At 63.9% G+C, this 23,474-nt stretch carries 13 protein-coding genes; 5 read left to right on the forward strand and 8 right to left on the reverse strand.

What is annotated here, in order from left to right:
- Positions 1–60: 60 nt before the first annotated feature.
- Positions 61–12,405, forward strand: coding sequence for a BTAD domain-containing putative transcriptional regulator (locus tag MKK62_RS24795; RefSeq protein WP_434084997.1), 12,345 nt, complete (start codon positions 61–63; stop codon positions 12,403–12,405).
- A gap of 36 nt (positions 12,406–12,441) precedes the next feature.
- Positions 12,442–13,248, forward strand: a complete 807-nt coding sequence (locus MKK62_RS24800; RefSeq protein ID WP_240263264.1) for a DNA-formamidopyrimidine glycosylase family protein — start codon at positions 12,442–12,444, stop codon at positions 13,246–13,248.
- Here the strand turns inward: MKK62_RS24800 and MKK62_RS24805 are convergent.
- Positions 13,245–13,688 (reverse strand): MarR family winged helix-turn-helix transcriptional regulator, encoded by a 444-nt coding sequence (locus tag MKK62_RS24805; protein ID WP_240263263.1) that lies wholly within the window; start codon positions 13,686–13,688, stop codon positions 13,245–13,247. The two genes, MKK62_RS24800 and MKK62_RS24805, sit on opposite strands and share 4 nt — an antisense overlap.
- 76 nt (positions 13,689–13,764) lie before the next feature.
- Between MKK62_RS24805 and MKK62_RS24810 the strand changes: the two genes are divergently transcribed.
- Positions 13,765–14,709: an extracellular catalytic domain type 1 short-chain-length polyhydroxyalkanoate depolymerase gene (locus tag MKK62_RS24810; protein ID WP_240263262.1), complete on the forward strand. Its 945-nt coding sequence runs from the start codon at positions 13,765–13,767 to the stop codon at positions 14,707–14,709.
- Between the two features lie 326 nt (positions 14,710–15,035).
- Here the strand turns inward: MKK62_RS24810 and MKK62_RS24815 are convergent, their stop codons facing one another.
- On the reverse strand, positions 15,036–15,209 hold the full coding sequence (locus MKK62_RS24815; RefSeq protein ID WP_240263261.1) for a hypothetical protein: 174 nt from the start codon (positions 15,207–15,209) through the stop codon (positions 15,036–15,038).
- 269 nt (positions 15,210–15,478) lie between these two features.
- Here MKK62_RS24815 and MKK62_RS24820 point away from each other — a divergent pair, with 269 nt between their 5' ends.
- On the forward strand, positions 15,479–15,916 hold the full coding sequence (locus MKK62_RS24820; RefSeq protein WP_240263260.1) for a DUF6319 family protein: 438 nt from the start codon (positions 15,479–15,481) through the stop codon (positions 15,914–15,916).
- Positions 15,917–15,935: 19 nt separating this feature from the next.
- Here MKK62_RS24820 and MKK62_RS24825 read toward each other — a convergent pair whose 3' ends face one another.
- Positions 15,936–18,479 (reverse strand): excinuclease ABC subunit UvrA, encoded by a 2,544-nt coding sequence (locus MKK62_RS24825; RefSeq protein ID WP_240263259.1) that lies wholly within the window; start codon positions 18,477–18,479, stop codon positions 15,936–15,938.
- A gap of 72 nt (positions 18,480–18,551) precedes the next feature.
- A complete protein-coding gene (locus MKK62_RS24830) occupies positions 18,552–18,692 on the reverse strand; it encodes a hypothetical protein (RefSeq protein WP_240263258.1) in 141 nt (46 codons plus the stop codon).
- A gap of 175 nt (positions 18,693–18,867) precedes the next feature.
- On the opposite strand from MKK62_RS24830, the gene MKK62_RS24835 reads away from it, so the two are divergent.
- The gene (locus tag MKK62_RS24835) at positions 18,868–19,185 is read left to right on the forward strand and encodes a hypothetical protein (protein WP_240263257.1); all 318 of its coding nucleotides are present in this window, start codon (positions 18,868–18,870) and stop codon (positions 19,183–19,185) included.
- Here the strand turns inward: MKK62_RS24835 and fadD4 are convergent.
- The 4 genes from fadD4 to MKK62_RS24855 are packed head-to-tail and all read right to left on the reverse strand — an operon-like array spanning position 19,182 to position 23,412.
- Positions 19,182–20,711, reverse strand: a complete 1,530-nt coding sequence (gene fadD4, locus MKK62_RS24840; RefSeq protein ID WP_240263256.1) for a fatty-acid--CoA ligase FadD4 — start codon at positions 20,709–20,711, stop codon at positions 19,182–19,184. The two genes, MKK62_RS24835 and fadD4, sit on opposite strands and share 4 nt — an antisense overlap.
- 24 nt (positions 20,712–20,735) lie before the next feature.
- On the reverse strand, positions 20,736–21,692 hold the full coding sequence (locus MKK62_RS24845) for a TIGR03619 family F420-dependent LLM class oxidoreductase (protein ID WP_434084998.1): 957 nt from the start codon (positions 21,690–21,692) through the stop codon (positions 20,736–20,738).
- The gene (locus MKK62_RS24850) at positions 21,671–22,282 is read right to left on the reverse strand and encodes a nitroreductase family protein (RefSeq protein WP_240263940.1); all 612 of its coding nucleotides are present in this window, start codon (positions 22,280–22,282) and stop codon (positions 21,671–21,673) included. The genes MKK62_RS24845 and MKK62_RS24850 overlap by 22 nt, the downstream gene beginning before the upstream one ends.
- A 44-nt stretch (positions 22,283–22,326) precedes the next feature.
- On the reverse strand, positions 22,327–23,412 hold the full coding sequence (locus MKK62_RS24855; protein ID WP_240263939.1) for an NAD(P)H-dependent amine dehydrogenase family protein: 1,086 nt from the start codon (positions 23,410–23,412) through the stop codon (positions 22,327–22,329).
- Positions 23,413–23,474: the final 62 nt, after the last annotated feature.

Below are 23,474 nucleotides of genomic sequence, written 5' to 3' on the forward strand. Positions count from 1 at the left end.
TGGCGACGGTCTTTACTCAACCTTGACCGTGCGTTGAATCCTCTGCCCGACGATCGGTGCATGGGTACGCTTCAAGCCGTGGAACTGGGGGTTTTGGGCCCTCTGCAGGTCCGGCACGATGGCGCCGCGGTGGTGGTACCGGGCGCCAAACCTCGCGCGGTCCTCACCATGCTCGGTTTGAGCGGTGGTTCTGTCGTCTCGGCGGAAACGTTGCTGGAGCTGCTGTGGGGCGACGATCCACCACGCACGGCCGCCAAAGCGCTGCAGACACATATCTCCGCGTTGCGGCGCGCACTCGGCGACGGATTCGTGAGGACACAGGGATCGGGATGGGTCCTCAACCCGCCCGCGACCGACGCGTCACGCTACAAACAGCTCACCAAAACCGGCCGCGACGCGGTTGGCGCCGGTGACATCACCCAAGCGGTGGCGTGCTTCGAGGAGGCACTCGCGCTGTGGCGCGGAACCCCGGAACTTCCTGATAACCGGAGGGGCATTGCCGAGAAGACCCGCTGGATAGAAAGCCATGCCGCGTTGGTCGAGGATCGCGCCGATGCATTGCTCGCGACCGGTCGCGCAGCGGAGATCATCGGCGAACTCGAAGCTGCGGTGGCCGACGCGCCACTCCGCGAGAGGCGTTGGGGTCAGCTGATGCTCGCCCTCTACCGCGCCGGGCGACAGGGTGAGGCCCTTGCCGCATACCGCAGAGCACGTTCGTTGCTCGCCGACGAACTGGGCGTCGACCCGGGGACCGAGCTACGCCGGCTCGAGGCCGCAATCGTCGCGCAAGACAACGCATTGGATGCTCCGGTGCTCCAGCAGGCTTCGTCGGTGATGCGCGCGGTGACTTTCATGCTGACCGACATCGAAGGGTCGACCGCGGCCTGGGAGGCCGATTCCGGCGCAATGGCCGTCGCGCTCGCGCGCCACGACGAGCTCGTCGAACAAATTGTGACGTCCCGCGGTGGCAGGTTGATCAAGACCCGCGGCGAAGGCGACGCCACGTTCTCGGTGTTCGACCGGCCATCGGGCGCGGCCGCCGCCGCGATGGAATTGCAAGACGCGATGTCCCAAGAGCCCTGGTCACTGCGTGAACCGATGCGCGTGCGCGTGGCATTGCATACCGGCGAGGCCGAACTCCGCGACGGCGATTACTTCGGCCGGGCAGTCAACCGTGCCGCCAGGTTGCGGTCACTGGCCGACGGCGGGCAGATCCTCTGCTCCGGGGCCACCGCGGAACTTGTCATCGACACCTTGCCCGACAATGTGGTCCTTGCCGACCTGGGCATGCGGCACCTCAAGAATCTGGCCCGCCCGGAGCATGTATTCGAGCTGCGGGTGGAAGCGGACGACGGCCGATCACAGCCGCCGACAGCTGAGGAGCCCTTCGAAAGGCCAGCGCTACCGGCGGTATTGACCGGACCGGGACCATTCGTGGGACGTGTCGAGGAATTGGCGCGGTTGTCGTTCGGCTGGCAGGCCGCCTTATCCGGCGGCACGCGCTCGGTGCTCATCGCCGGTGAACCCGGGGTGGGCAAGACGCGTTTGGGCGGCGAATGGTCGCAGCAGGCGTACGGACAAGGAGCGATCGTTCTCTACGGCCGCTGCGATGAGGATCTTGGTGCGCCCTACCAGCCGTTCGCCGAGGCACTGCGTTCGCTGGTGCCGTGCATCGGCTCTCAGCGCTTGCGAGCGTTGCGCGGTGTCGAAGCTCTGCTCGCCCTGGTTCCCGGATTGACCGATGTGCTACCGGATTTGGCTGCTCCGACGCGGTCCGATCCGGATACCGAACGTTACGCACTGTTCGATGCGGTCGTCGCGGTCATGGAGGCCGCTTCCGCCGGCGCGCCCGTCGTGTTGATCCTTGACGACCTGCACTGGGCGGCCAAGCCAACCCTGTTGTTGTTGCGGCACGTATTGCGTTTCGGTGAGCACGCCCGAGTACAGATCGTCGGGACCTACCGCAGCACCGATTTGGACCGTTCTCACCCACTTGCCGCGATGCTCGCCGATCTGCACCGCGACGGGACCGCTGAGCGCATCAACCTCGCTGGGCTGGACGGGCAGGACGTGACGGCCTACGTCGCCGAAGCCGGTTATGGCGACGAAGATCTCGCCGCTGCGCTGGCGTCAGTGACCGGCGGAAATCCCTTCTTCCTGATCGAGGCTTTGCGCCACGTCGAGGAAAGCGGCGGCAAGTGGGATCAAAGCACACTGCCGCAAGGCGTAAGAGAAGCCGTGAGCCGGCGGCTCTCCCGGCTTCCGGAGGCCACCAACAAGGCACTGGCCGCAGCGGCCGTCGTCGGCAGCCGATTCCCCGTCGATCTGGTCGAGCAGGTCGTCGAGCAAGACTTGGTAGACGCCTTCGAGGATGCCAGCAAGGCCGGCATCATCATCGAAGAACCCGGCGGCCGATACCGATTCAACCACGCCATCGTTCGTCAATCGCTGCTCGCCGAACTCGCCTCAGTGCGGCGCATGCGGTTACACCAACGCATCGCCGCGACCCTCGAGGCGCAGCCGGGATACGACGACGAACGACTGGCGGAGTTGGCGCACCACTATTTCGAATGCGCGTGGGCAGGTAACGCAAGCAAGGCTGTCGAGTACTGCCGACGAGCCGCCGATCAGGCGATGGCACGACTCGCCTACGAAGGTGCCGCCGATCTGTATGACCGCGCCCTGCACGCGATGGAGGAAATCGACGACGAACTGCCCGATCGGGAGGATCAGGCCGCCCAGCTTCTGGTGGCACGCTGCGAGGCGTCACTCGCCGCCGGCGATGTGACGTCAGCCAAGGGTGCTATTGCTCAATTGCGATCCGCGACAGTCGATTCCACTCGGCTCGCGGCATGGGCCACCTGTTTTGAGGGGCAGCTCTCGATGCTGACGGATCCCGAACGACTCGACGAGGTCGAAGCCGCGTTACGCACGGCCGCCCAGGAGCTGGCCGGGTTGGGAGATGCCGCCGGGGAGGCCACCGCGCACACCGTGCGGGCCGGCTGCCTGGCCCGGCTCGGGCGGGTCGGTGACTGCGAGATCGCCTTAGACGAGGCGCTGACGGCGGCTCGGCGTGCTGGTGAACACCGCAGGGTTAACGGCGTGCTGGCCAACGCGCCACTGGCTGCGCTCTGGGGGCCCAATCCCGTTCCGCGGGCCGGTGGCCGGTGCCTTGATGTGGTGCGGCTGCTGCGGATTACGACCGACTCCCCTGCCGTCGAAGCCACCTCGACCCGCTGCCAGGCGGTGTTAGAGGCCTTCCGGGGGCGTGCCGCCGCAGCACGTCGGATGATCGACGCGGCGCGCCGCACTGTGACCGACCTGGGCCTGCGTCATGCCCTGATGGAGGTCGAGCAATTCGCGGGCATAGTCGAATTGGTCGTCGGGGAACCGGCCGAGGCCGAACCGCATCTGCGTAAGGCTTACAACGGTTTTCGTCGGATGGGTCTTGACGCCGACACCGCCGAGACCGCCGCGCTGCTGGGGCGCGCATGCCTAAACGTCGGCCGGACCGATGAGGCCGACGAATTATGCTCGGAAAGCGAGAAACTCGCCGGCCACGCACTGAAGCCGTCGATAGCCTGGCGCGTGCTTCGCGCACATCTGTTGTCGCGCAGCGGGAGCCACGACGAGGCTAGGCGGATTGCCGAAGCTGCGGTGTCGTTGGCCGAGCGCACCGACGCCTTGGTCGACCACGGTGACGCGTGCTTTTCGCTGGCGCTGGTGTTGGACGCCGCTGGTGACGCCGCGCGGGCCCGCGCCGTTGCCGAGCAGGCAGCCGAGTTGTACGAGCGCAAAGGCGCTGTGGCCCTTGCCGAGAGGGCGCGGAGTGTTCTCGGGGCACCGGTCCCGCCGGCGGCGCCGGTTGTCAGCGAGGTTCCACCTATCAAGCCGGACAACGAGGCTGTTCGGGTGGGCGAACGGGTCATGGATGCTATTCACCGGTCGGCCTGGGATGAGGTGGATCGACTCTTCGCTCCAGACGTAACGGTTGAGAGTCGGCGAAAGGTTGTCGGCCTCACGGTGCGATCCGACACGGCACTGCATCACCTCAGGCACGAGATCGACTCTGGCACTGTGCAAGTAACTCATGTGATGGTAGCTGCGCGGGGCGATCGACTGGCGCTCTCACGATTAACAACGAGCTTTGCAGACGATTCCCCGGGGGCACCGCGCGACGAGCTTCTTCAGGTGTACATGATCGACGAGACTGGGCGGGTCGCGCGGCAAATTTGGTTTGACGTGGAGGACCTGGACGCCGCGATGGCGGAGCTCGATGCGTTGCACGTGCGTCTCGAACGTGAGACGGGTCGTCAGGCGTCGAGTGTCGGGAACCGGGCAACAGCCGTATTCGAACGGTTCTGGTCGTGTTCCGCGGCAGGCGACTGGGACGCCGTAGCGCAATTGATAGCCGACGAATTCCACGGCACCGATCACCGACGTGTGGTGAACGGCGGAAACCAAAAGGGCCGCGAACTCGTCATCGAGAGCATGCGAATATCCGGTGACATCGGTTTCACCTTGACGATGACACGCGTCATGGCAATTCGGGGCGAGCGTCTCGCGCTGACACGTGTACGAGCCTCGGGTCGCGATTCCGACGCGATCCAGGACGAGGCACTGAACATCGTCGAGATTGACGCCGATGGGAAGATCATTTCGATCGCGGTCTTCGACCTCGACGACTTCGACACTGCCGTCGCAGAACTCGATGCGCGATACATGGCTGGCGAAGCTGCGGTTTATGCGGACACGTGGTCGCCAATTGCGCGTTCGTACGCGGCGATGTGCCGCGGCGGGCAACCCCCGATAACGCCGGACGCCGTCACCATCGACCATCGTCGGGCCACGGCGTACGGTCCCAGCAAGTTGCGCGCCTTCATCGAGACCATGCGGGAAACAAGACAAGAGATCCGGCCATTTGTGGAAAGCGTTCATCGGCTGAATGAACGCGGGGCGGTAGTCAGTTACGCGGCGCGAGGAAACTCGGCGCAGGGCTTCGAGGCCGAATGGCAGGGCATCAACGTGGCAATGGTCGATGGCGATGTCGTCTGCCATATCGAGTTCTTTGATGAAACGGACCTCGACGCCGCAATCGCGACGTTCGATCGACTATGCGGGTTGTCGCGCCGGCTAGAAAATATCGCAAGCCGCGTCGCCGAACGCTTCTGGGAATGCTTCACGTCCCGCGACTGGGCTTCGATGGCGACTCTGCTGGACGAGGAGGTTGCTGTCGACGACCGCCGGCCAGCGACCAACGCTGGACTCCGGTTCGGCAGAGACGCAGAGATCGAAGACTCAAAAGCTGCCGCTAAAGTCGGCTTCACGACGTTGACGCCGAATGTCGTCGCGACGCGGGGTGAGCGTCTCGTCTTATCACGCACTCAGGCCACAGGCCAGGACCCGGACGCGATTCGTATCGACGTGCTTCACCTCATCGAGACCGATACCGCGGGGCACATCACGGCATTGGTGGTGTTCGAGGTAGACGATTTCGCAAGTGCCATCGAAGAACTCGACGCTCGCTACCTCGCCGGCGAAGCGGCGTCTCACGCCCACGCGTGGTCGATGATTGCAGAGTCATACGCCGCACTGGCCCGCCAAGAATTCTCAGCGATAAGCCCACAGGCCGCATTCGTTGACCACCGCCGGGGCACGTCGTTCGGGCCTACCAGCTTCAAGGCCGTCGTACACGTGGGATGGGATTTAGGCCAAGACATCCGGCCTTACATCGAGGCCGTCCACCGGCTGACAGACATCGGCGGAGTGTGCGCCTTTTCGGCGCACGGCACTTCCGATCAGGGTTTCGATGCTGAGTGGCGAGGATTAAGCCTTACAACGATCGACGGCGACGTGTTCGACCGTTGCGAATTCTTTGATGAGGTCGATCTCGATAAGGCACTTCGCCGGTTTGACGAACTCGATCGTCCGCCGACGCGGCTCGCGAATGCCGCAACGCGGGCCTTCGATCACATGTGGGCATCCTTCGCAGTCCGCGACTGGGCGGCAATCGCCGAAGTCGTGGCCGACGACGAAATTGTCGAGGATCGTCGGCGTGTGGTGAATGCCGGGGTACGGCAAGGCCGTGACGCCGGGATCGAGGAATTACGGACGGCCGCCGAACTCGGTTTCACGATAACGATGGAAAGCGTCATCGCAGTACGCGGCGACAGGCTCGCGCTCATTCGAGTGCGTGCTGCCGGCCGCGATCCGGAAGCGATCCAAAACGATGCGGCCAACCTCGTCGAGCTCGACGCCGACGGAAAGATCGGACATGTCGTGGTGTTCGACTTCGAGGACTTTGACGCCGCGATCGCCGAGCTGGACGCGCGTTACACCACAGGTGAGGCCGCCGCCTACTCGCATACGTGGTCAGTAATCGCCAATACATTGACGGCGCACAATCGGCGGGAAATCGCCCCGTCGACGTCCGACGTCGTGAGCATCGACCATCGTCGAGCGGCAGCTTTTGGACCCGGTGAAGGGCCCGACTATCTGCGGGCCGGATGGGAACTGGGTCAAACCCTTGATCTCTACGTAGAGAACGTGCACCGAATAAACCGCCTTGGCGCGGTCTTCACCTGGGCGGGCAACGGAAGCTCGCATGACGGCTTCGACGCCGAACGGCGCGGGACGACCCTGATGGAAGTGGACGGCGACCTAGTGAGCCGCATAGAGGTCTTCGACGATTTGGATGTGGATGTCGCCCTCGCGCGCTTCGACGAAACGTGCTGCCCCACAAAACGACTGCAAAACGCGGCGAGTCGTGTCTGGGAACGATTCGAGGTGAGCTACCCCGCTCGCGATTGGCCTGCGATCGCCGACTTGCTTGCGGACAGCGTCTACACCGATGATCGGCGCCGTCCGATCAACTCTGGCGTCCGCCGTGGCCCAGACGCACTGATCGCGGAGATGGTTGCGTTGGCCGACGTGGGTATCGACGTCACGTCGGAGGTCGTTGCGACTCGCGGTGAGCGCCTGGCTCTTAGCCGTCTTCGAACCGCGGGCCACGATCAAGGCCCTGAGGGGTTTGGGTCGTTAGATCTCGATGTTCTGGAGGTCGGCCCTGACGGACGTGGGATCGCCCGCGTCGTATTCAATCTCGACGACTTTGATTCCGCCATTACGGAACTCGATGCCCGTTATCTCGCCGGCGAGGCCGCTCCCTACGCAACAACGTGGTCGGTGATCTCGGCGAGTTACGCGGCGATCAACCGACAGCAGCTCCCGCCCATCACCCAAGACTGGATCAACGTTGATCACAGGCGAGAAGTTGCGATGGGGACAGATGACCTGTTCACCTACATCAGCGCCGAGACGGTCCCTAATCCCAACAATCGCACTTACGTCGAGGCTGTGCACCGACTCGGTGGGCATGGCGCACTGGTGACTTATGCGGCCAAAGAGGTATCGCGAGAAGGTTTCGACGCCGAGTGGCGGGGCGTCGCCATCATCGCGGTCGAAGGCGAATTGGTAAGCCGTATCGAGCTGTTCGACGAAGCGGACGTCGACCGTGCGGTCGCCCGCTTCGACGAACTCGCACGGCCCACACACCTGCTCGCGAACGCGGCAACCCGTGCGACAGAGCGCCTAAGGGCTTGCTTCACGACTCACGACTGGAGCGGTCTGACGGACGTGTTGGCCGAAGACCTCGTGGCAGACGATCGCCGGCGGGTGGTCGGTTTGGGCATCCGACGCGGACGCGAGGCCAACCTCGCGGACATTCGGGTGGGTGCCGACATCGGCACCGAGGACATCACATCGACGGTTATCGCAACCCGCGGAGACCGGCTATCCCTAGATCGTGCGCGCTTTTGCATGAACGATCAGCACCTCGATGCATTGAGCACGGAACTCCTAAGTCTAGTCGGAGTCGATGACAGCGGCCGAATGTCCGTTTGCTTGATGCTCGATTCCGACGATCTTGACGGCGCCATTGCAGAGCTCGATGCCCAGTATCTGGCTGGCGAAGCAGCACCGTATTCAAAGGTGTGGTTGACGTTGATGCGGGGCTACGCCGCCCTTAATCGACACGAGATGCCGCCGTTGACGCCCGATGCGCTCAATGTCGATCACCGACGAGCCCGAGGCTTTGCGCCCGGAGATCTCGCTGTATGGCTCGATGCCTCATGGGATCTCATGCCTGACGCGTCAATGTATGTCGCGACTGTGCACCGGCTGAGCGAGGCTGGAGCGGTTGTCACGCAAGTGGTTCGCGGCACAACGCACGACGGTTTCGATGCCGAGTGGCGAGAGCTAGTCATGTTGACGTCGGCAGGCGACCGCATGAGCGGCGTCGAACTCTTCGATGAGGAAGACTTCGACACCGCACTCGCACGCTTTGAAGGGCTGACTCGGCGACAATCCGGACCACAGAACTTGGCGACTCAAATCTCGGAGCGATTCGCGGATCACTTCGCGCAGCGCGACTGGGATGGGATGGAAAACCTTCTCGCCGAGAATCTGTTATCCGAGGATCGCCGCTCGGTCGTCAACGCGGGAGTTCGAAGAGGACGCGACGCGGACATGGCGAACTGGCGGGCAACCGCTGACCTTTGGGCCACTGTCGATTGGTCTACCGTCGCGATTCGCGGCGAGCGTCTCGCGCTGCTTCGTTTCGTCTTCACCAACGACGAGTCTCGCGAGGCGTTTGCCGCGACGGCACTAGCGGTCGTCGAGGTCAACGGCGACAGCCGAATCGAACAAACTGTCATCTTCGAACCCGACAAGCTCGAGGCCGCGATCGAGGAGCTTGATCGCCGGTACCTCGCAGGTGAAGCGGCAGCGCATTTTCGCACCTGGTCAGTCATCGCGCAGGCCTACGCCGCGCTCAATCGGAATGAATTACCCGCGGTCAGCTCAGACTTCGTCGACATCGACCATCGTTCCCTTACCTCCATCAATTCTGGCGATTTAATGGCATACCTGCGCGTCGGCATTGACGATGCGCCCCGCACCAACCTTTACGTCGAGGCGGTCCACCGGCTGACCGACGCCGGAGCGATTACGACCCACGTTGCTAACGGAACTACACCCGGCGGGTTCGACGCCGAGTGGCGCATAACTAACGTCATCACCGTCCGCGACCGTCTCATCAACCGTTGCGAAATGTTCGACGAGGCAGACCTAGATGCCGCGCTCGCCACATTCGATGCAATTGATACGTCGAAGTGCCTCGGTCCGGCGAACACGGCAAGCCATGTGGAGCAACGCTTCATGAATCATTTCGGTACCCGCGACTGGGACGCCATCGCGGGCATGATTGCAAACGACTTTTGTATGCATGATCGTCGCCGCACGGTCAGTTCCGGTGTAAGCCGTGGTCGTGAGGGCGAGATCGCTGCACTGAAAGCGATCGCCGACGTCGGCGTCACCGGCATGACACCAACTGTCATCGCGGTCCGCGGGGAGCGACTTGCACTCGCTGACTACTTCGTTTCAGACCGGTGGGGAGGAACACACGCGCTGAGCGTCGTTGAGATCGATGAGGAAGATCGCATCGCGGCCCGCGTCGGCTTCGACCTCGAAGATTTCGACGCCGCAATCGCCGAGCTTGACGCCCGCTACGCGGCCGGTGAAGCGGCCGACCACGTGTACATGTGGTCGCTGATCGTCGACATGCATGCCGCGGTCAATCGGCGCGAATTACCCTCGACCACAGAGAATCACGTCTACATCGACCACCGGCCGCTCGTCTCAGTGGAGGGAGTTGATCTCGCCGCATCCCTCCGTGCGTTGTGGGGCGTGTCATCAAAGTCCAGTGTGTATGTCGAGGCGGTGCACCGATTGGACGACTCCGCCGCCGTCGTCAGCCAGATGGTCAAAGCGACCACCCGCGAGGGCCTCGACACCGAATTGCGAATCATCGAAGTCGTGACGGTCGATGCTGGCAGGCTCAGCCGTATCGAAGTTTTCGACGAGACACACCTCAACGCCGCACTTACGAAGTTCGACGAATTAGTCTCTCAGACAAAAGGTCCTGAGAATGTAGCAAGCCAGATCTACGAACGCTTCTTGGAGCGCTTCGCCGCGCGCGACTGGGAGGCCGTTGCGCGAACGCTACGCAATGATATCGCCAACGACGATCGCCGCCGAGTGGTCAGCGCGGGGGTGTTGCACGGCCGAGACGCTACGGTCGCTAGCATGCGAGCGGCCGCCGATCTCGGAGTTTCCGCGATCGCTACGACGGTCGTCGCGACCCGAGGCGATCGCCTTTTGCTTGGTCGAGACCACTTCTCGGTCGGTGATCCGTCCGAGTCGAATTTTGCTGAGGTACTCGGAATCATCGAGGTCGACGCCGACGACCGGATCGTGGCGCGGGTTTCGTTCGACGTCAACGACTTCGATGCTGCGATCGAAGAACTCGACGCGCGCTACCTAGCCGGCGAGGCGGCGGTCCATGCTCAAACGTGGGCGACCGCTAGAAGGATTCGATCCGCCTATAACCGGCACGATGTCCTTCCAACGACACCAGATTGGGTGAACATCGACCATCGGCGCGGTCGAGCGTTCGCAGCAGGCGAGGCGACTTCGTATGTGCGGGCCACCTATGACGTCGCCCCGGATGTCAGGGGCCATGTTGAAGCCGTACACCGGTTGAGCGATGTCGGAATGGTCGTCACATCGGTACTCGTCGGCACCTCGAGTGCGGGTTTTTCGTTCGAGTGGCGCGAGGTCGCTCTTTTCGTATTTGAGGGTGACCTCATTCGCAGGTTCGAAGTCTTCGACGAGGCGGATCTCAATGCTGCCCTCGCACGATTCGACGAGCTCAGCCGGACAGTGCAGCCGGAAAACGACGCAGTCCACCTGATCGAGCGCCTTCGGGCAGCCTTCGCGACCAGGGACTGGACGGCCGCGGCAGAACTGCTCTCCGACGAGATCTACACCGACGATCGCAGGCGACTCGTCAACGCCGGCCTACGGCATGGTCGCGATGCCGAAATCGACTCGCTGAGGGCCGCCGCCGAGGTCGGCAGCGCGACTATCGACTCGGCCATCCTTGCGACCCGCGGAGAACGCCTCGCGTTGGGCAACTTCCGATTCTCCGCCCAAGACCGGCAGTCGCCCGCCTTCCACGCCGAAATGCTAGGCGTAATCGAAGTCGACAGTGCGACTCGCGCTGCGGCAATCGTGGTCTTTGATCCCGACGACATCGCAGCAGCCATCGAAGAGCTCGACGCGCGTTATCTCGCGGGCGAAGCGGCTGCGCACGCGCACACGTGGTCGGTGATCGCAGAATTTCAAGCGGCGGTCAGTCGACGCGAAGTCCCCGAAACTACTTCACATCCGGGTTATATCGACCATCGCCTGGTGGCGGGGGTCGACGGGGTCGACCTGAGGGCGGCCATCCGTGGTGCATTGGACGTCACGTCGAACTTTGTCGCCTACGCCGAGGTGGTACATCGCTTGGACGATCGTGGAGCCGTCTACACCCAAACGATGAAAGGGGCCTCGCTCGACGGCTTCGATTTCGAATGGCGCATGATCGAGCTTCAGATCGTCGACGGCGACTTGCTCAGCCGCGTCGAAGTTTTCGACGAGGCAGACCTCGACGCCGCACTCGCACGATTCGACGAGCTCATTCGCACGCCGTTGCCCGAGAACGACGCTATCCGAGCCTGGGCGCGGCTGATCGACGCCTTCAATCGTCGAGACATCGAAAATTATGTGGCGGTGAGCAATTCGGAAATGCGCTACGAAGACCGGCGACGCGGGATGCGTGATGAGTTTGAAGGCCGGGTTGAGCAACGCCGGGCGGTGCTTGCCATGTTCAACGCCACGCCGACAAGCATCAAGATGACCTCCCAGCCGATGGCCACGCGAGGTTCGCGCCTTGCTCTGATGCGCGTCGTCTATTTCGACACCGCGCACGCTGACCGGCCGACTACCGTCGAAATGCTGCAAATCGCCGAGGTCGACGACCGCGGCTTGCTCTGTTACAGCGTCAGCTTCGACCCCTCCGAGATCGACGCAGCATTCGACGAGCTGGACGCCCGCTACCTGGCCGGCGAAGCAGCGGCTTACGCGGACACCTGGTCCACGATCATGTGGACCACCGCCGCGTTCAACCGGCACGACATACCAGCGATGTCAACGGATCTGAAGAGTTTCGACCATCGACGGGGTATCGCTTTTGCACCCGGCGAGATTATCCCCTATATGCAAGCAACCCTCGACGTTGCCTCGGACATCAAGCTTCACGTCGAGACGGTGCATCGCCTGACCGAATTGGGCGTGGTCGTCACCCACGTGGCATACGGGACCTCGGGTGAAGGATTCAGCGCGGAATGGCGCGAAAATGCGCTGCTGACCGTGAAGGACAACCTGGTCAACCGCTTCGAGATGTTCGACGAGACCGACGTCGACGTCGCGGTTGCCCGGCTGGAGGAGCTGCGCAAGGGCTGATTTGTCGCACGCAGCCAGTCGTGGACCATGGAAGGCGTGCCCGAAGGTGACACCGTCTACGCGTTGGCTCGTCGGCTCGATGCCGCGCTGCGCGGTCGCGTCCTGACTCACGGCAAGCTGCGGGTGCCGGCACACGCCACCGCCGACCTCGCCGGGTTGACCGTGCTGGAGCACGTCACACACGGAAAACACCTGCTGACAAGGCTTTCCGACGAATTGACTTTGCATACGCATCTGCTGATGTCGGGCTCGTGGACCGTCTCGGACGCGGGACGTTGGCTACCTAAAGCGGTGATGCTCGACGTCCGCGTCGTGCTGCGGACGGATGGGCCCGCGGCGTACGGCGTCAAGATCCCGGTCGTCGAGCTTCTACGCACGCGAGACGAAGTCGACGTCGTCGGCTACTTGGGTCCGGACCCGCTGCGCGACGACTGGGACATCGACGAGGCCAGTCGGCGGCTGACCGAACAGCCCGACCGGCCGCTGGTGGCCGCACTGCTCGATCAGCGATGCGTCGCGGGTTTCGGCAACCTGTGGGTCAACGAGTTGGCGTTCCTGCGCGGCCACAACCCGTGGACGCCGGTGGGCGCGGTCGATGTTCCCGCGCTGCTTCAACTGGGCGCACGGGCGCTGCGCCACTCAGCCACCGTCCCCGGGGCGATGCAGGTCACCACCGGCATCAAGCGCAAGGGTGAGCAGCATTGGGTGTCCGGGCGCGCCGATCGTCCCTGTTTGCGTTGCGGCACAACGATTCAGGTGGTTGCCGAGGTGTCCAACGATCCCGAGCGGCGACGCACTTGGTGGTGCCCCACCTGCCAACCCGGACCCGCTGGCCCGCCCTAGCGCTCGACTGAGAGCAGCTCCACCAATGTCTCCCGCAACTCGTCAAAGCGCTTCTGCCCCAGCGCTTTCTGCCATCTTTTCTCAAGGTCCAGCGCATGGGAGCGCATCACCCGCAGCGCCTGGCGGCCGCGCAGTGTCAGCTCGATGATTCGCGCACGCGCATCACTGGGATGCGGGTTCCGCACCACGTAGTCGTGGCGTTCGAGTACGGCTACCACCTGCGCCACGGCCTGCCGGCTGACCTTCAGCCGGTCGGCCAGATCGGACGCATGCAGCCCCCCGGCCGCCAGCGGCACTAATGCGACCGCCTGTGCGGGGCGGATCCCCTCGAGCCCCGCATCGGCAAAAGCCGCACGCAGTCCGGGCGCGCCGGATGCCGCCACCAGATTCAGCAGAGCCGGCACAGTCGGCTCCCACTCGGTGTTTCGGCCAGCTCCCATGGCCCGACAGTCTGCCACGTGCCATGACTTTGACAAGTTGCTTGTCAAAATTGGTTGCGGCTGCGACGATGGCCGCATGCAGTCGCGATACCTTCGGGTGCTTGTCGTCGGCACGCTCGCCGCCCTCGTCGTCGTTCTGACTGGTTGCCTCGGCGGCAACCACGCGCGCGGGACGCCGGGGGCGCAATCCATTCCCGAGGGGCAGTCAACCCGCAACATCGACGTCGGCGGTGTCAGCCGCACCTTTCATCTGTACCGTCCGCCGGGGCTGGGCAATGGCGCGCCCCTCGTGGTGATGATGCACGGCGGCTTCGGAAACGGAGCTCAGGCCGAGCGCTCGTATCACTGGGACAGCCAGGCCGACGCCGGACGTTTCCTGGTCGCCTACCCCGACGGAGTCATGCGCGCATGGAATGCCGGGAGCTGCTGCGGAGAGCCGCACAACACCAACATCGACGACGTCGCATTCATCACCGCAATGGTCGGTGCCATCGAACAAGCCATGCCAGTCGATCGTGCGCGGATCTATGCCACCGGCATGTCCAACGGGGCGATGATGTCGCTCCGCTTGGGTTGTCAGACAGACATATTCGCGGCGATCGCTCCGGTTGCGGGCACACTGCTGACCGACTGCTCGCGGGCACATCCGACATCCGTGTTGCAGATTCATGGCACGGCCGACGAGCGAGTCCCGTATAACGGCGGGCCGGGTAAGGCGTTCTCGTCCGACGGGAAGGCGCGCGTGGACGGCCCGTCGGTCGAGTCCGTCAACGCAACCTGGCGGGCCATCGATGCGTGCGGACAACCTGATTCGACGACCGCCGGAGACGTGACCACCCAGACCGCCGCCTGCGCGGAGGGGCGCACCGTGGAATTGATCACGGTGAACGGCGCGGGCCATCAGTGGCCCGGCGGTCAACCGAGCCCCATCGCGCAACGCCTCGGCCAGATGCCGGCACCATCGACGGCGCTCGACGCCACCGACACCATCTGGCAATTCTTCGCCTCGAAGCACCAGTGACATCGCGCGATCAGCGGCTCGCCAACTCTCCGAATGGCGCGCCGGTCGGCGTCCGGCGATCCCTGTGTGGCACCCTCTAGCCTGAAATACAGCAGTTCGGTGAGACGGGAGCCAACCCATGTCGGCGAATTTCTGGATCGACGAAGACGTCTGCGCAATATGCGGTGGTCCGGTCGACGTCCTGGTCAAGCGGGACTTTGCCAAGGGCGGCCGTCCCCTTCCGGCGGTCGCCCAGTCAGCCACCTGTCGGCAAGGCTGTTCTGGCCAGGTCCTCTCTCAGCGGCGAATGACCAAGCGCCGAGCCTGACCAGGACCTGGAGCGATGCTCAGGCAGCCAACGCTTGGGTGACGGTGACGCTTCGAAAGTGCTCGATCCCGTTTTCGTCGGTCAAGTCCCGAACGACCTCAGCCAGTTTGGTTCTCACGTCACTCGGTGACGAGTACTCCGTGATCGCCCGAGCACCGTCGTCAAACTCGATCGTCACGAGGTAATTGCTCACGGGTCCTCCTGATGCCGTTGGGATTGCTTAACGCTAAACGGCCGCCCCAACGCCGTCCTTTGACCAGGCTGTGAACTCCCTGTAGATCAGCGCCCGTGCTTCATGGCGAAAGATGCGCAAAATCCTGGACAAACTCATCAGAGATGTTGCAGGACAGGCTTTTTGAGGCAGAGGCCGCCGCGGTCATTGATTGGCGAATGTATCGAACGTATGTTCTAATATTCTTTGCCCGACAGCGGCCATCCGATATCTAGGAGAAGAACGCCCCAATGATGACTGTAGACACCTTCACAACGGAAGCGTCACACGCCGACTCCGACATTTCTGCCACCTGGGACTCGTCCGTCGACCAGTTGACGCCATCCGCGGATTCCGGCTCAAGCGCTGTCACTGAGGAGAAGTCGAAGAGGGCTCCGGCCAAAAAGACGGCCGGCAAGAAGTCCAAGACCCTCGAGCTGACCCTTACGGTCACCGGCACCGCCGACGGTGAATGGCACGCGGAGCTCAAGCAGGGCACGAGTTACCTGGCGCGCAACCTCGCGGTCGCGGCGGCCGCAGTCTCGCGCGCCGCAAAGGAGCTGCATGAGGATTTGGCCACTCCGATCGACCAGGTCATCGAGGAGGCCCGTTCCCAGCAGGCCGCCCGCGTCGCCGCCCTCGAGGCCGAGTTGGATGCTGCGCGTAAAGCTCTCGCCGAGCTGGACTGAGGGCCCGCCTTCGCAGGCGTCATCGAGCGGCAGCCGCCACATGCTTTGCGAGGTACGGCGCTGTACGGCTGCCCGTCGCACCCGCAACTTTGGTTGGCGGACCCGCCGCAACGACCTGACCTCCGTTGCGGCCGGCTCCCGGGCCCAGATCGATGACCCAGTCCGCACCGGCGACCATGCGCATGTCGTGTTCGGCCACCACCACGGTGTTTCCCGCGTCGACGAGGCGGTGCAGCTGACGATCGAGTAGGTCCACGTCGGCGGGGTGAAGCCCGGTGGTCGGTTCGTCGAGGACGTAGAGGGTGTGTCCTCGCCGCGGTCGCTGTAGTTCGGAGGCGAGCTTGATCCGCTGCGCCTCGCCACCTGACAGCTCGGTTGCGGGCTGTCCCAAACGGAGATATCCCAGTCCGACATCTTGCAGGGTGGTCAGGCTGCGCGCCGCGCCGGCAACGTCGGCAAAGAACTCCGAGGCCTCGTCGACGGTCATCGCGAGCACGTCGGCGATCGTATGGTCGTGGTAACGCACCTCGAGCGTCTCGTCGTTGTATCGCGCGCCATGACATGCCGGGCAGGTCGCGTATGTGCCTGGTAAGAAAAGCAATTCGACCGACACGAATCCCTCGCCCTGACAGGTCGGGCAACGACCTTCGGCCACGTTGAACGAAAACCTGCCCGCCGTCCAACCGCGTCGACGCGCTTTCGGCGTCGCAGCGAACTCGCGCCGAACAGCGTCGAACAAGCCGGTGTAAGTCGCCAACGTCGAACGTGGAGTGCGTCCGATCGGGCGTTGGTCGACCGATACCAGCCGATTGATTCCCTCGACGCCCTCAGCCGTGACGCCGATGCTCGCGTCGTGGTCGAGGTCGACGATGCCGCTGTCGGTTTCGTCGTCGCCGGGTTCGGCGGGCTCGGCGGATCGTCCCGTGCCGAGATGACCGTGCACGACATCGCCGAGAACCTTGACCACCAGCGTGGACTTGCCGGAACCGGACACCCCGGTGACGGCGGTGTACACCCCGAGCGGCAGGTCGATGTCGAGGTCGGTCAGATTGTGAAAGCAGATGTTGCGCAGCCGCAGTCGGCCCGATCGCGTCCGTGGTTCACGCGGCGACGGTTCAGTCCGCTCGAAAAGGTATCTGCGCGTGACAGATTCGTCGACATCGGCCAGATCGGACACCGGCCCGCTGAAGAGCACCTCGCCGCCACGCTCCCCCGCGCCGGGCCCGACGTCGACGATCCAATCCGCCCGACGCACCACGTCCATGTCGTGCTCGACGACGAACAACGAATTGCCGGCTCGCCGTAGCCGATCGAGAACCTCGAGCAGCGGCTCGGCGTCGGCCGGATGCAGCCCGGCCGATGGCTCGTCGAGCACATAGAGCACGCCGAACAAGCCGGCGCGCAGTTGTGTGGCCAGTCGCAGTCGTTGCAGCTCGCCGGGTGACACCGTCGGTGTTCGGCGACCGAGCGTCAGGTAGCCCAGGCCGAGGTCGATCAGTACCTGTAGGCGCGCGACGAGATCGGCGGCGATCATCGTCGCCACTTCAGTCAGCTCCCCGGATTCGGTCGACTCGTAGGCCGCGGCGGCGTCGGTCCGAGAAGCGGTGGGACGCAGCGCATCAGCGAGGTCGGTCAGCGGCATCGCCGCGTAGTCGGCGATGGTCTGCCCGGCGAACGTCACTTTCAGCGCCTCGGGCCTCAGCCCCGACCCATTGCACACCGGGCACTCGACGCTGTCGACGAATTGCAGCACGCGACGACGCATCATCGCGCTGTGGGAGTTGGCCAACGTGTGGCGGACATGGCGTTCGGCACTGGAGAACGTGCCGTTGTAGTAATAGTCGGCCTGCACTGGGTGCTTGCTCGGGTCGATCTCGACGGTGGGCTGCTCGTCGGTGAAGAGAATCCAATTACGTTGGCGCTTAGGGAGTTTCCGCCACGGTTTGTCTATGTCGTAGCCCAACGTGACCAGGATGTCGCGCAGATTCTGGCCTTGCCACGCGCCGGGCCAAGCGGCGACAGCGCCTTCGCGAATGGTCAGCGACGGTTCCGGTACCAGCGTCTCTTCGGTGACTCGATGGATGCGTCCCAGCCCGTGACATTCAGGGCACGCCCCTACCGCGGTATTCGGCGAGAAGGCGTCGGAGTCGAGCCGTTCGGTGGCATCCTCCGGATACGTTCCGGCCCGGGAAAACAGCATCCTCAATAGGTTGGAGAGAGTGGTGACTGTGCCGACCGTCGACCGTGACGTGGCCGAGCCGCGGCGTTGCTGGAGAGCGACGGCGGGCGGCAGCCCGGTGATGTCGTCGACCTTGGGGGCGCCGCCGGGCATCAGCAGGCGACGGGCGTAGGGGGCGACCGATTCGAAATAGCGGCGTTGCGATTCGGCGTAGATGGTCCCGAACGCCAGCGACGACTTTCCGGATCCGGACACCCCCGTGAACGCGACCAGTGCATCACGCGGCACGGCGACGTCGACGCCGCGAAGATTGTGCACCCGCGTCCCGTATACGCGCACGCACGGATCTACATCGGTGGCATTCCGGTCGGAGATCTTCGTCATCGTGCAGACGGGTACCCCCGCTGCCGTCTCACAAGCACGTGTTCGCCAACGGGTCAGGCGACCCGTCGGTCGTCAGTTGCCGATCGGCGGCCTGGGTTCACCGGCCAACGGCGGAAACGGTCCCTCACCATCCTCTGGCTTTACCGACTCGTCGGAGGCATCGGGATCGTCGGCGACGTGGTCGGGCGCGTCGTCCTGGTGAGGTCTGCTCATCTTTCCAATGTAAGAGCAATCTTTTACAGGCCGTTCGACTGAGATGCATTCCCGGAACTCGTGTGGGTCTGCGAACCGACGTCGCGGCGACTCGCGGCTTTCCAGCAAACGAATTTCAGGATAACGAGATTTCAAACCTTCCCAGTCCGGCGTAACCGCGGCGATGATCTCATCTATGGGCTTTTGGACTGCCCCCGCCGTCGTGGGCTTGGCCGCAGCCGCCGCTGTCTCGCTGACGGCGGGCACCTCTGCGCACGCGTCGGGACAATGCGCTGACCAGATCGCTGGCAGCCTCCGCACGTACTACACCTGCATTAGCCAGGCCTCGGCGCGATGCACCGAATCTGGTGGAGCATTCGCCAACACCTTGGGCATCGTGCGCGGGCATATCACCTGCGTGTACCCGGACGGCAGCCGCGACGAATGCGACTACAACGGAATACCCGGATATGGCAACGGCACCTGCGACAATGTTCGGCCTGAAGAGGACTAACTCACGCCATCGTTGGCATACCGCGCGATCAGTTCCCTCTTGTAGAGCTTGCCGGCGTCGGTCCTTGGAAGCTGCGGCTCGAAGTGCAGCGTCCGCGGACATTTGTAGTGCGCCATACGACTCCGCAGCCATGCAATCAACTCGTCGGCAAGTCCGGCGGACGCGAGGCCGGGATCGGCCAGCTGCACGACCGCGGTCACCGATTGACCCATCACCGGATCCGGCACACCGAATACTGCGGCGTCCACTATCAACGGGTGACTGACGAGAAGATTCTCCGTCTCTTGCGGGTAGATGTTCACTCCCCCAGAGATGATCATGTGATCGCGACGATCCGTGAGGTACAGATAGCCCTCCTCGTCGAGATAGCCGACGTCCCCGACGGTGACCCAACCTTCGACACTCCGCGCGGCGGCAGTCTTGGCCGCGTCGTTGAGGTACTCGAACGGATAACCGCCGTCGTAGTAGATCTCGCCTACTTGCCCTGGCCCGAGTTCGGCTGCCCGGTCGTCGAGAATGTGCGGTGTCCCGAGCAGCGGCTTGCCCACCGACCCCGGGTGTGCGAGCCACTCGTCGGCACGGATGAATGAGATTCCCGCGCCTTCCGATGATCCGTAGTACTCGTCGATGATCGGCCCCCACCAGTCGATCATTTGGCGTTTGATCTCGGGGGGACACGGGGCGGCGGCGTGCACGACGCGTCGCAACGTGGACAGGTCATAGCGCATCCGAGTTTCTTCGGGTAGCCGCAGCATCCGCACAAACATGGTGGGCACAAATTGCGCATGTGTCACACCGTGGCGCTGGATGCACTCGAGGGCAGCTTCGGCGTCGAACTTCTCCATCAAGATCGTCGTCGCGCCCGCGGCTTGAGCCGCCATGGTCCACATGGCCGGCGCGGTGTGATACGTGGGCGCGGGGCTGAGGTAGACCGAATTATGATCCACCCCAAGCGCTTCGAAGACAGGTGTCGACAAACTCGACACCGCGGTACCGCGTGGTCGTAAGGGTCGGCGAATCCCCTTCGGGCGCCCGGTGCTGCCCGCCGAGTACTGCAGGAGTTGGCCGTCGCATTCGTCGCCGATCGGTCTAGCCGGCTCGCCCGCGACGCAGGCGGGGTAACGCTGCCAGCCGGCCAATTCGTCGTCGGCGATCAGCGCAACCGGAGGTAGCCCAGCCGGAAGTGTTTGTGCCAGCTGCTCGCACGCGTCTCGCATGCCGCGGGAGGCGATGATCGCTTTCGCTGTCGAATCCTGCACGATGTAGGCGACCTCGGTGGAGCTCAGATGGGTGTTGATCAGCGTGTAGTACAGCCCGCTTCGCTTAGCCGCCCACATCGCGGCGTGGATGTGCTCGTTGTTCTCCATCAGCACTGCGACGGTGTCGCCGGCAACCAGGCCCGAACGCCGCAGAAATTGCGCAAGCTTGTTCGCGCGGGCTTCGAGATCCGCGAAGCTGACCGCTATTCCCGAATGATAGAGAATGACAGCGGGTTTCGAGGATTCCGAGTGATCACGGATTTGCATGAAGAACTTTCGCCGCAGATGGGTCTAACGGGTGACGTCGCGGAAAGCCTCGACGAGCGGGGACAGCACCTCGACCGCTTGCAGACCACTCTGCGGCACAGCGATCGTGAACCTGATATCGGTCACCCCGGCGGCAACCAGGGCGGGTACCGATGCGACCGACGCGGCGTAGTCGATCGATCCGTCATCGCCCTTGACGGCTCGCGCCGCGCCTTGGACCTGCAGATTGCCGGGGTCCCCGCCGTGCGCGAGCACTTTTTCTTTCATCGCCGTGATTGCGGTAGGAAGGTCGGCGAAGGCGGAACCCCATGGAATCCAGCCGCTGCCGAAGCGCGCGATACGTTGTGCGACTGCGTCGTTGACGGTGCCGCTGATCCAGCAGGGCACGCCGCCGGGCTGGACCGGCTTGGGCATCTGGTGGATACCGTCGAAGGACAATTCGGGTGACTTATAGGACGCACGCTGTGTGGTCCACAGCAGTTTGCAGACCTCGAGCGTGTGGTCCAGCAGTCGACCACGGCGAGCGAACGGCAGACCGGCGGCGTCGTATTCCTCACGCTGCCAACCCACGCCGACACCAAGATCGACTCGGCCGCCGGATACCACGTCGAGCGTTGCAAGCTGCTTGGCCAGAACCGCGGGACGCCGCAGAGCTGCCAGCAATATCGACGTCCCGAGGCGAATCTGGGTTGTGGTGGCAGCGATTGCAGTGAGAACAATGAGCGGTTCCAACCAGCTTCCGTCGGGCCCGGTGGGTTGGCGCCCGCCGGAGGCGCCGCCTTTGGAAGGGTCGGCATAGGCCTCGAGGTTCTCGCCGAACACGACGTGATCGGAAACCACGACCCGATCGATGCCGGCAATGTCCATGGCCTGCGCGGTAGCCAATGTTGCGCGCCAATCATGCCGCGGGCCGTCGGTGAAGGTTTTCAGATACAGCGAGATCTGCGGGGTGAATGGCGTCACGGCGTTGTCGTCCTCCACGCCTGATCCCAGTGATCGATCGCTGCGACCTCCCCGACCGGCTTCCGCCGCACCTGGTGGTGCCCGCCCTTGGGCCATCCGACCGTCAGCAGCGTCGCGATCTTCCAGTCGTCGGGAATGCCGACCATTGAACGCAATTCGTCTTCACACGACCCGTGCCAGAGCGTGATTGCCGCGCCGAGACCATGCGCACGCGCCGCCAGCAGGAAATTCTGCACGGCCGGAAAGATGGAGCCGCCCTGCTGCAATTCGGTGGTTCCCCGCTGGGGTTGCACGCAGAACAGGATAAGCACCGGCGCCGCCCCACCGACGCGCATGTGCTCAGCCATCGCCCGCAGAACCCGCGACTTGGGATCGTCGGCGGTCTCATCGGGCATCGAGAACTTATAGAACTCGGCCATCACATCCCATGTCTGATGGGCCGCAGCGGTGATCACGTCGCGCACGGCGCTCGACTTCAGCACGACGAACTTCCACGGCTGCTGGTTGCCGCCGGACGGCGCCCATGTGGCCGCCTGCAGACAGGTTTCGATGGCGTCGTCGGGAACGGGGTCGTCACGATAGCGCCGAACCGCCGACGACGTCCGCATGACGTCCCACAGATCTGCGGGCATCGGTGGCACGATCTGCCCGCTCACAGGGTCGCCGCCGTGGGCAGCACACCCCGCCAGCTTCCGCCGCGGACAGGGCCGGTAACCAGTGGGAGGTCGAGGGTCGACAGCAACCCGGTCGGCGCCGCCATCACGGCGGGGATGGCGTTGAGCTCGCGCATCACGGTGGCGTAGGTCAGGCCGCGCATGTTGTTACCCCGGCCGTGCATCTCGATGTCGACGGTGTAGGTGGGCAGGCCGTCTACGATGACCCGGTAGCCGCCGTGCGGTGAAGGATGCCGTGGCCAATGTGGTGCCGAAGCTTCGCCCATGCGCGTCACGTGTTCCAGCACGACACGCTCCTCCCCCTCCACGATCCCGGCAAGTTTGAAGCGCATCCCACCCATCGTGCCGGGCTCGATCCACCCCGATGCCACCTCGTATCGCGTTGTGGCCAACCATTTCTCGATCGAGGTGTCGACACGGTCGAGCGGCAGCCCGACGCCGTCAGCGACTAGGTGAACGGTGGGCGCCCACAGTGCGGCGAGACGCTCGGGGTCGAATAGCGGCGCCGGATGATCCGGGGTGTGGCCGAAGCCCATGAAGTCGAACATGATGTCGGGCTGGTTGATGGGGCCGTAGTCGAGTATCTCCAGCATGGTGATGCTGTCGACGCGGCTGCTGAACCCCGTCATCGTCAACGCGATGACGTCATTGGCCCACCCTGGGTCGACACCGCTGTTGAAGAAGCTGGTGTCGCCCTCCCGACACGCGGCTTCCAGCAATTCGACCGTTTCTTTGTCGGCGGCCGGCGGGTAACACATCGGTACCAGCGACGTGCAGACCACATGCTTGCCCGCGCGCAGGCAGCGAGCAATGTCTTGTGCCGCTTCGTGATAGCGATAGTCACCCGAGGCGAAGTAGGCCACCACGTCGGCGTCGATCGATAGTGCGGCGTCGATGTCGCGCGTGGCGATGACGCCCGTCGCGGGCATCCCGCAGAGTTCACCCGCGTCCTTGCCCGCCTTGGTTTCGGCGTGCACCACCACCCCGGCTAGCTCGAGCCCCGGGTGCGAGATCAGGGCACGCAACGCGCCGACGCCCACCTGGCCGGGACCCCACAGGATCACTCGCGGTCTGCGTTGACCGTCTGCCATCCGCACCCCTTCCGGTCATCACCATTGACCTGTGA

Source organism: Mycobacterium paraterrae, assembly GCF_022430545.2.
GTDB lineage: Bacteria > Actinomycetota > Actinomycetes > Mycobacteriales > Mycobacteriaceae > Mycobacterium > Mycobacterium paraterrae.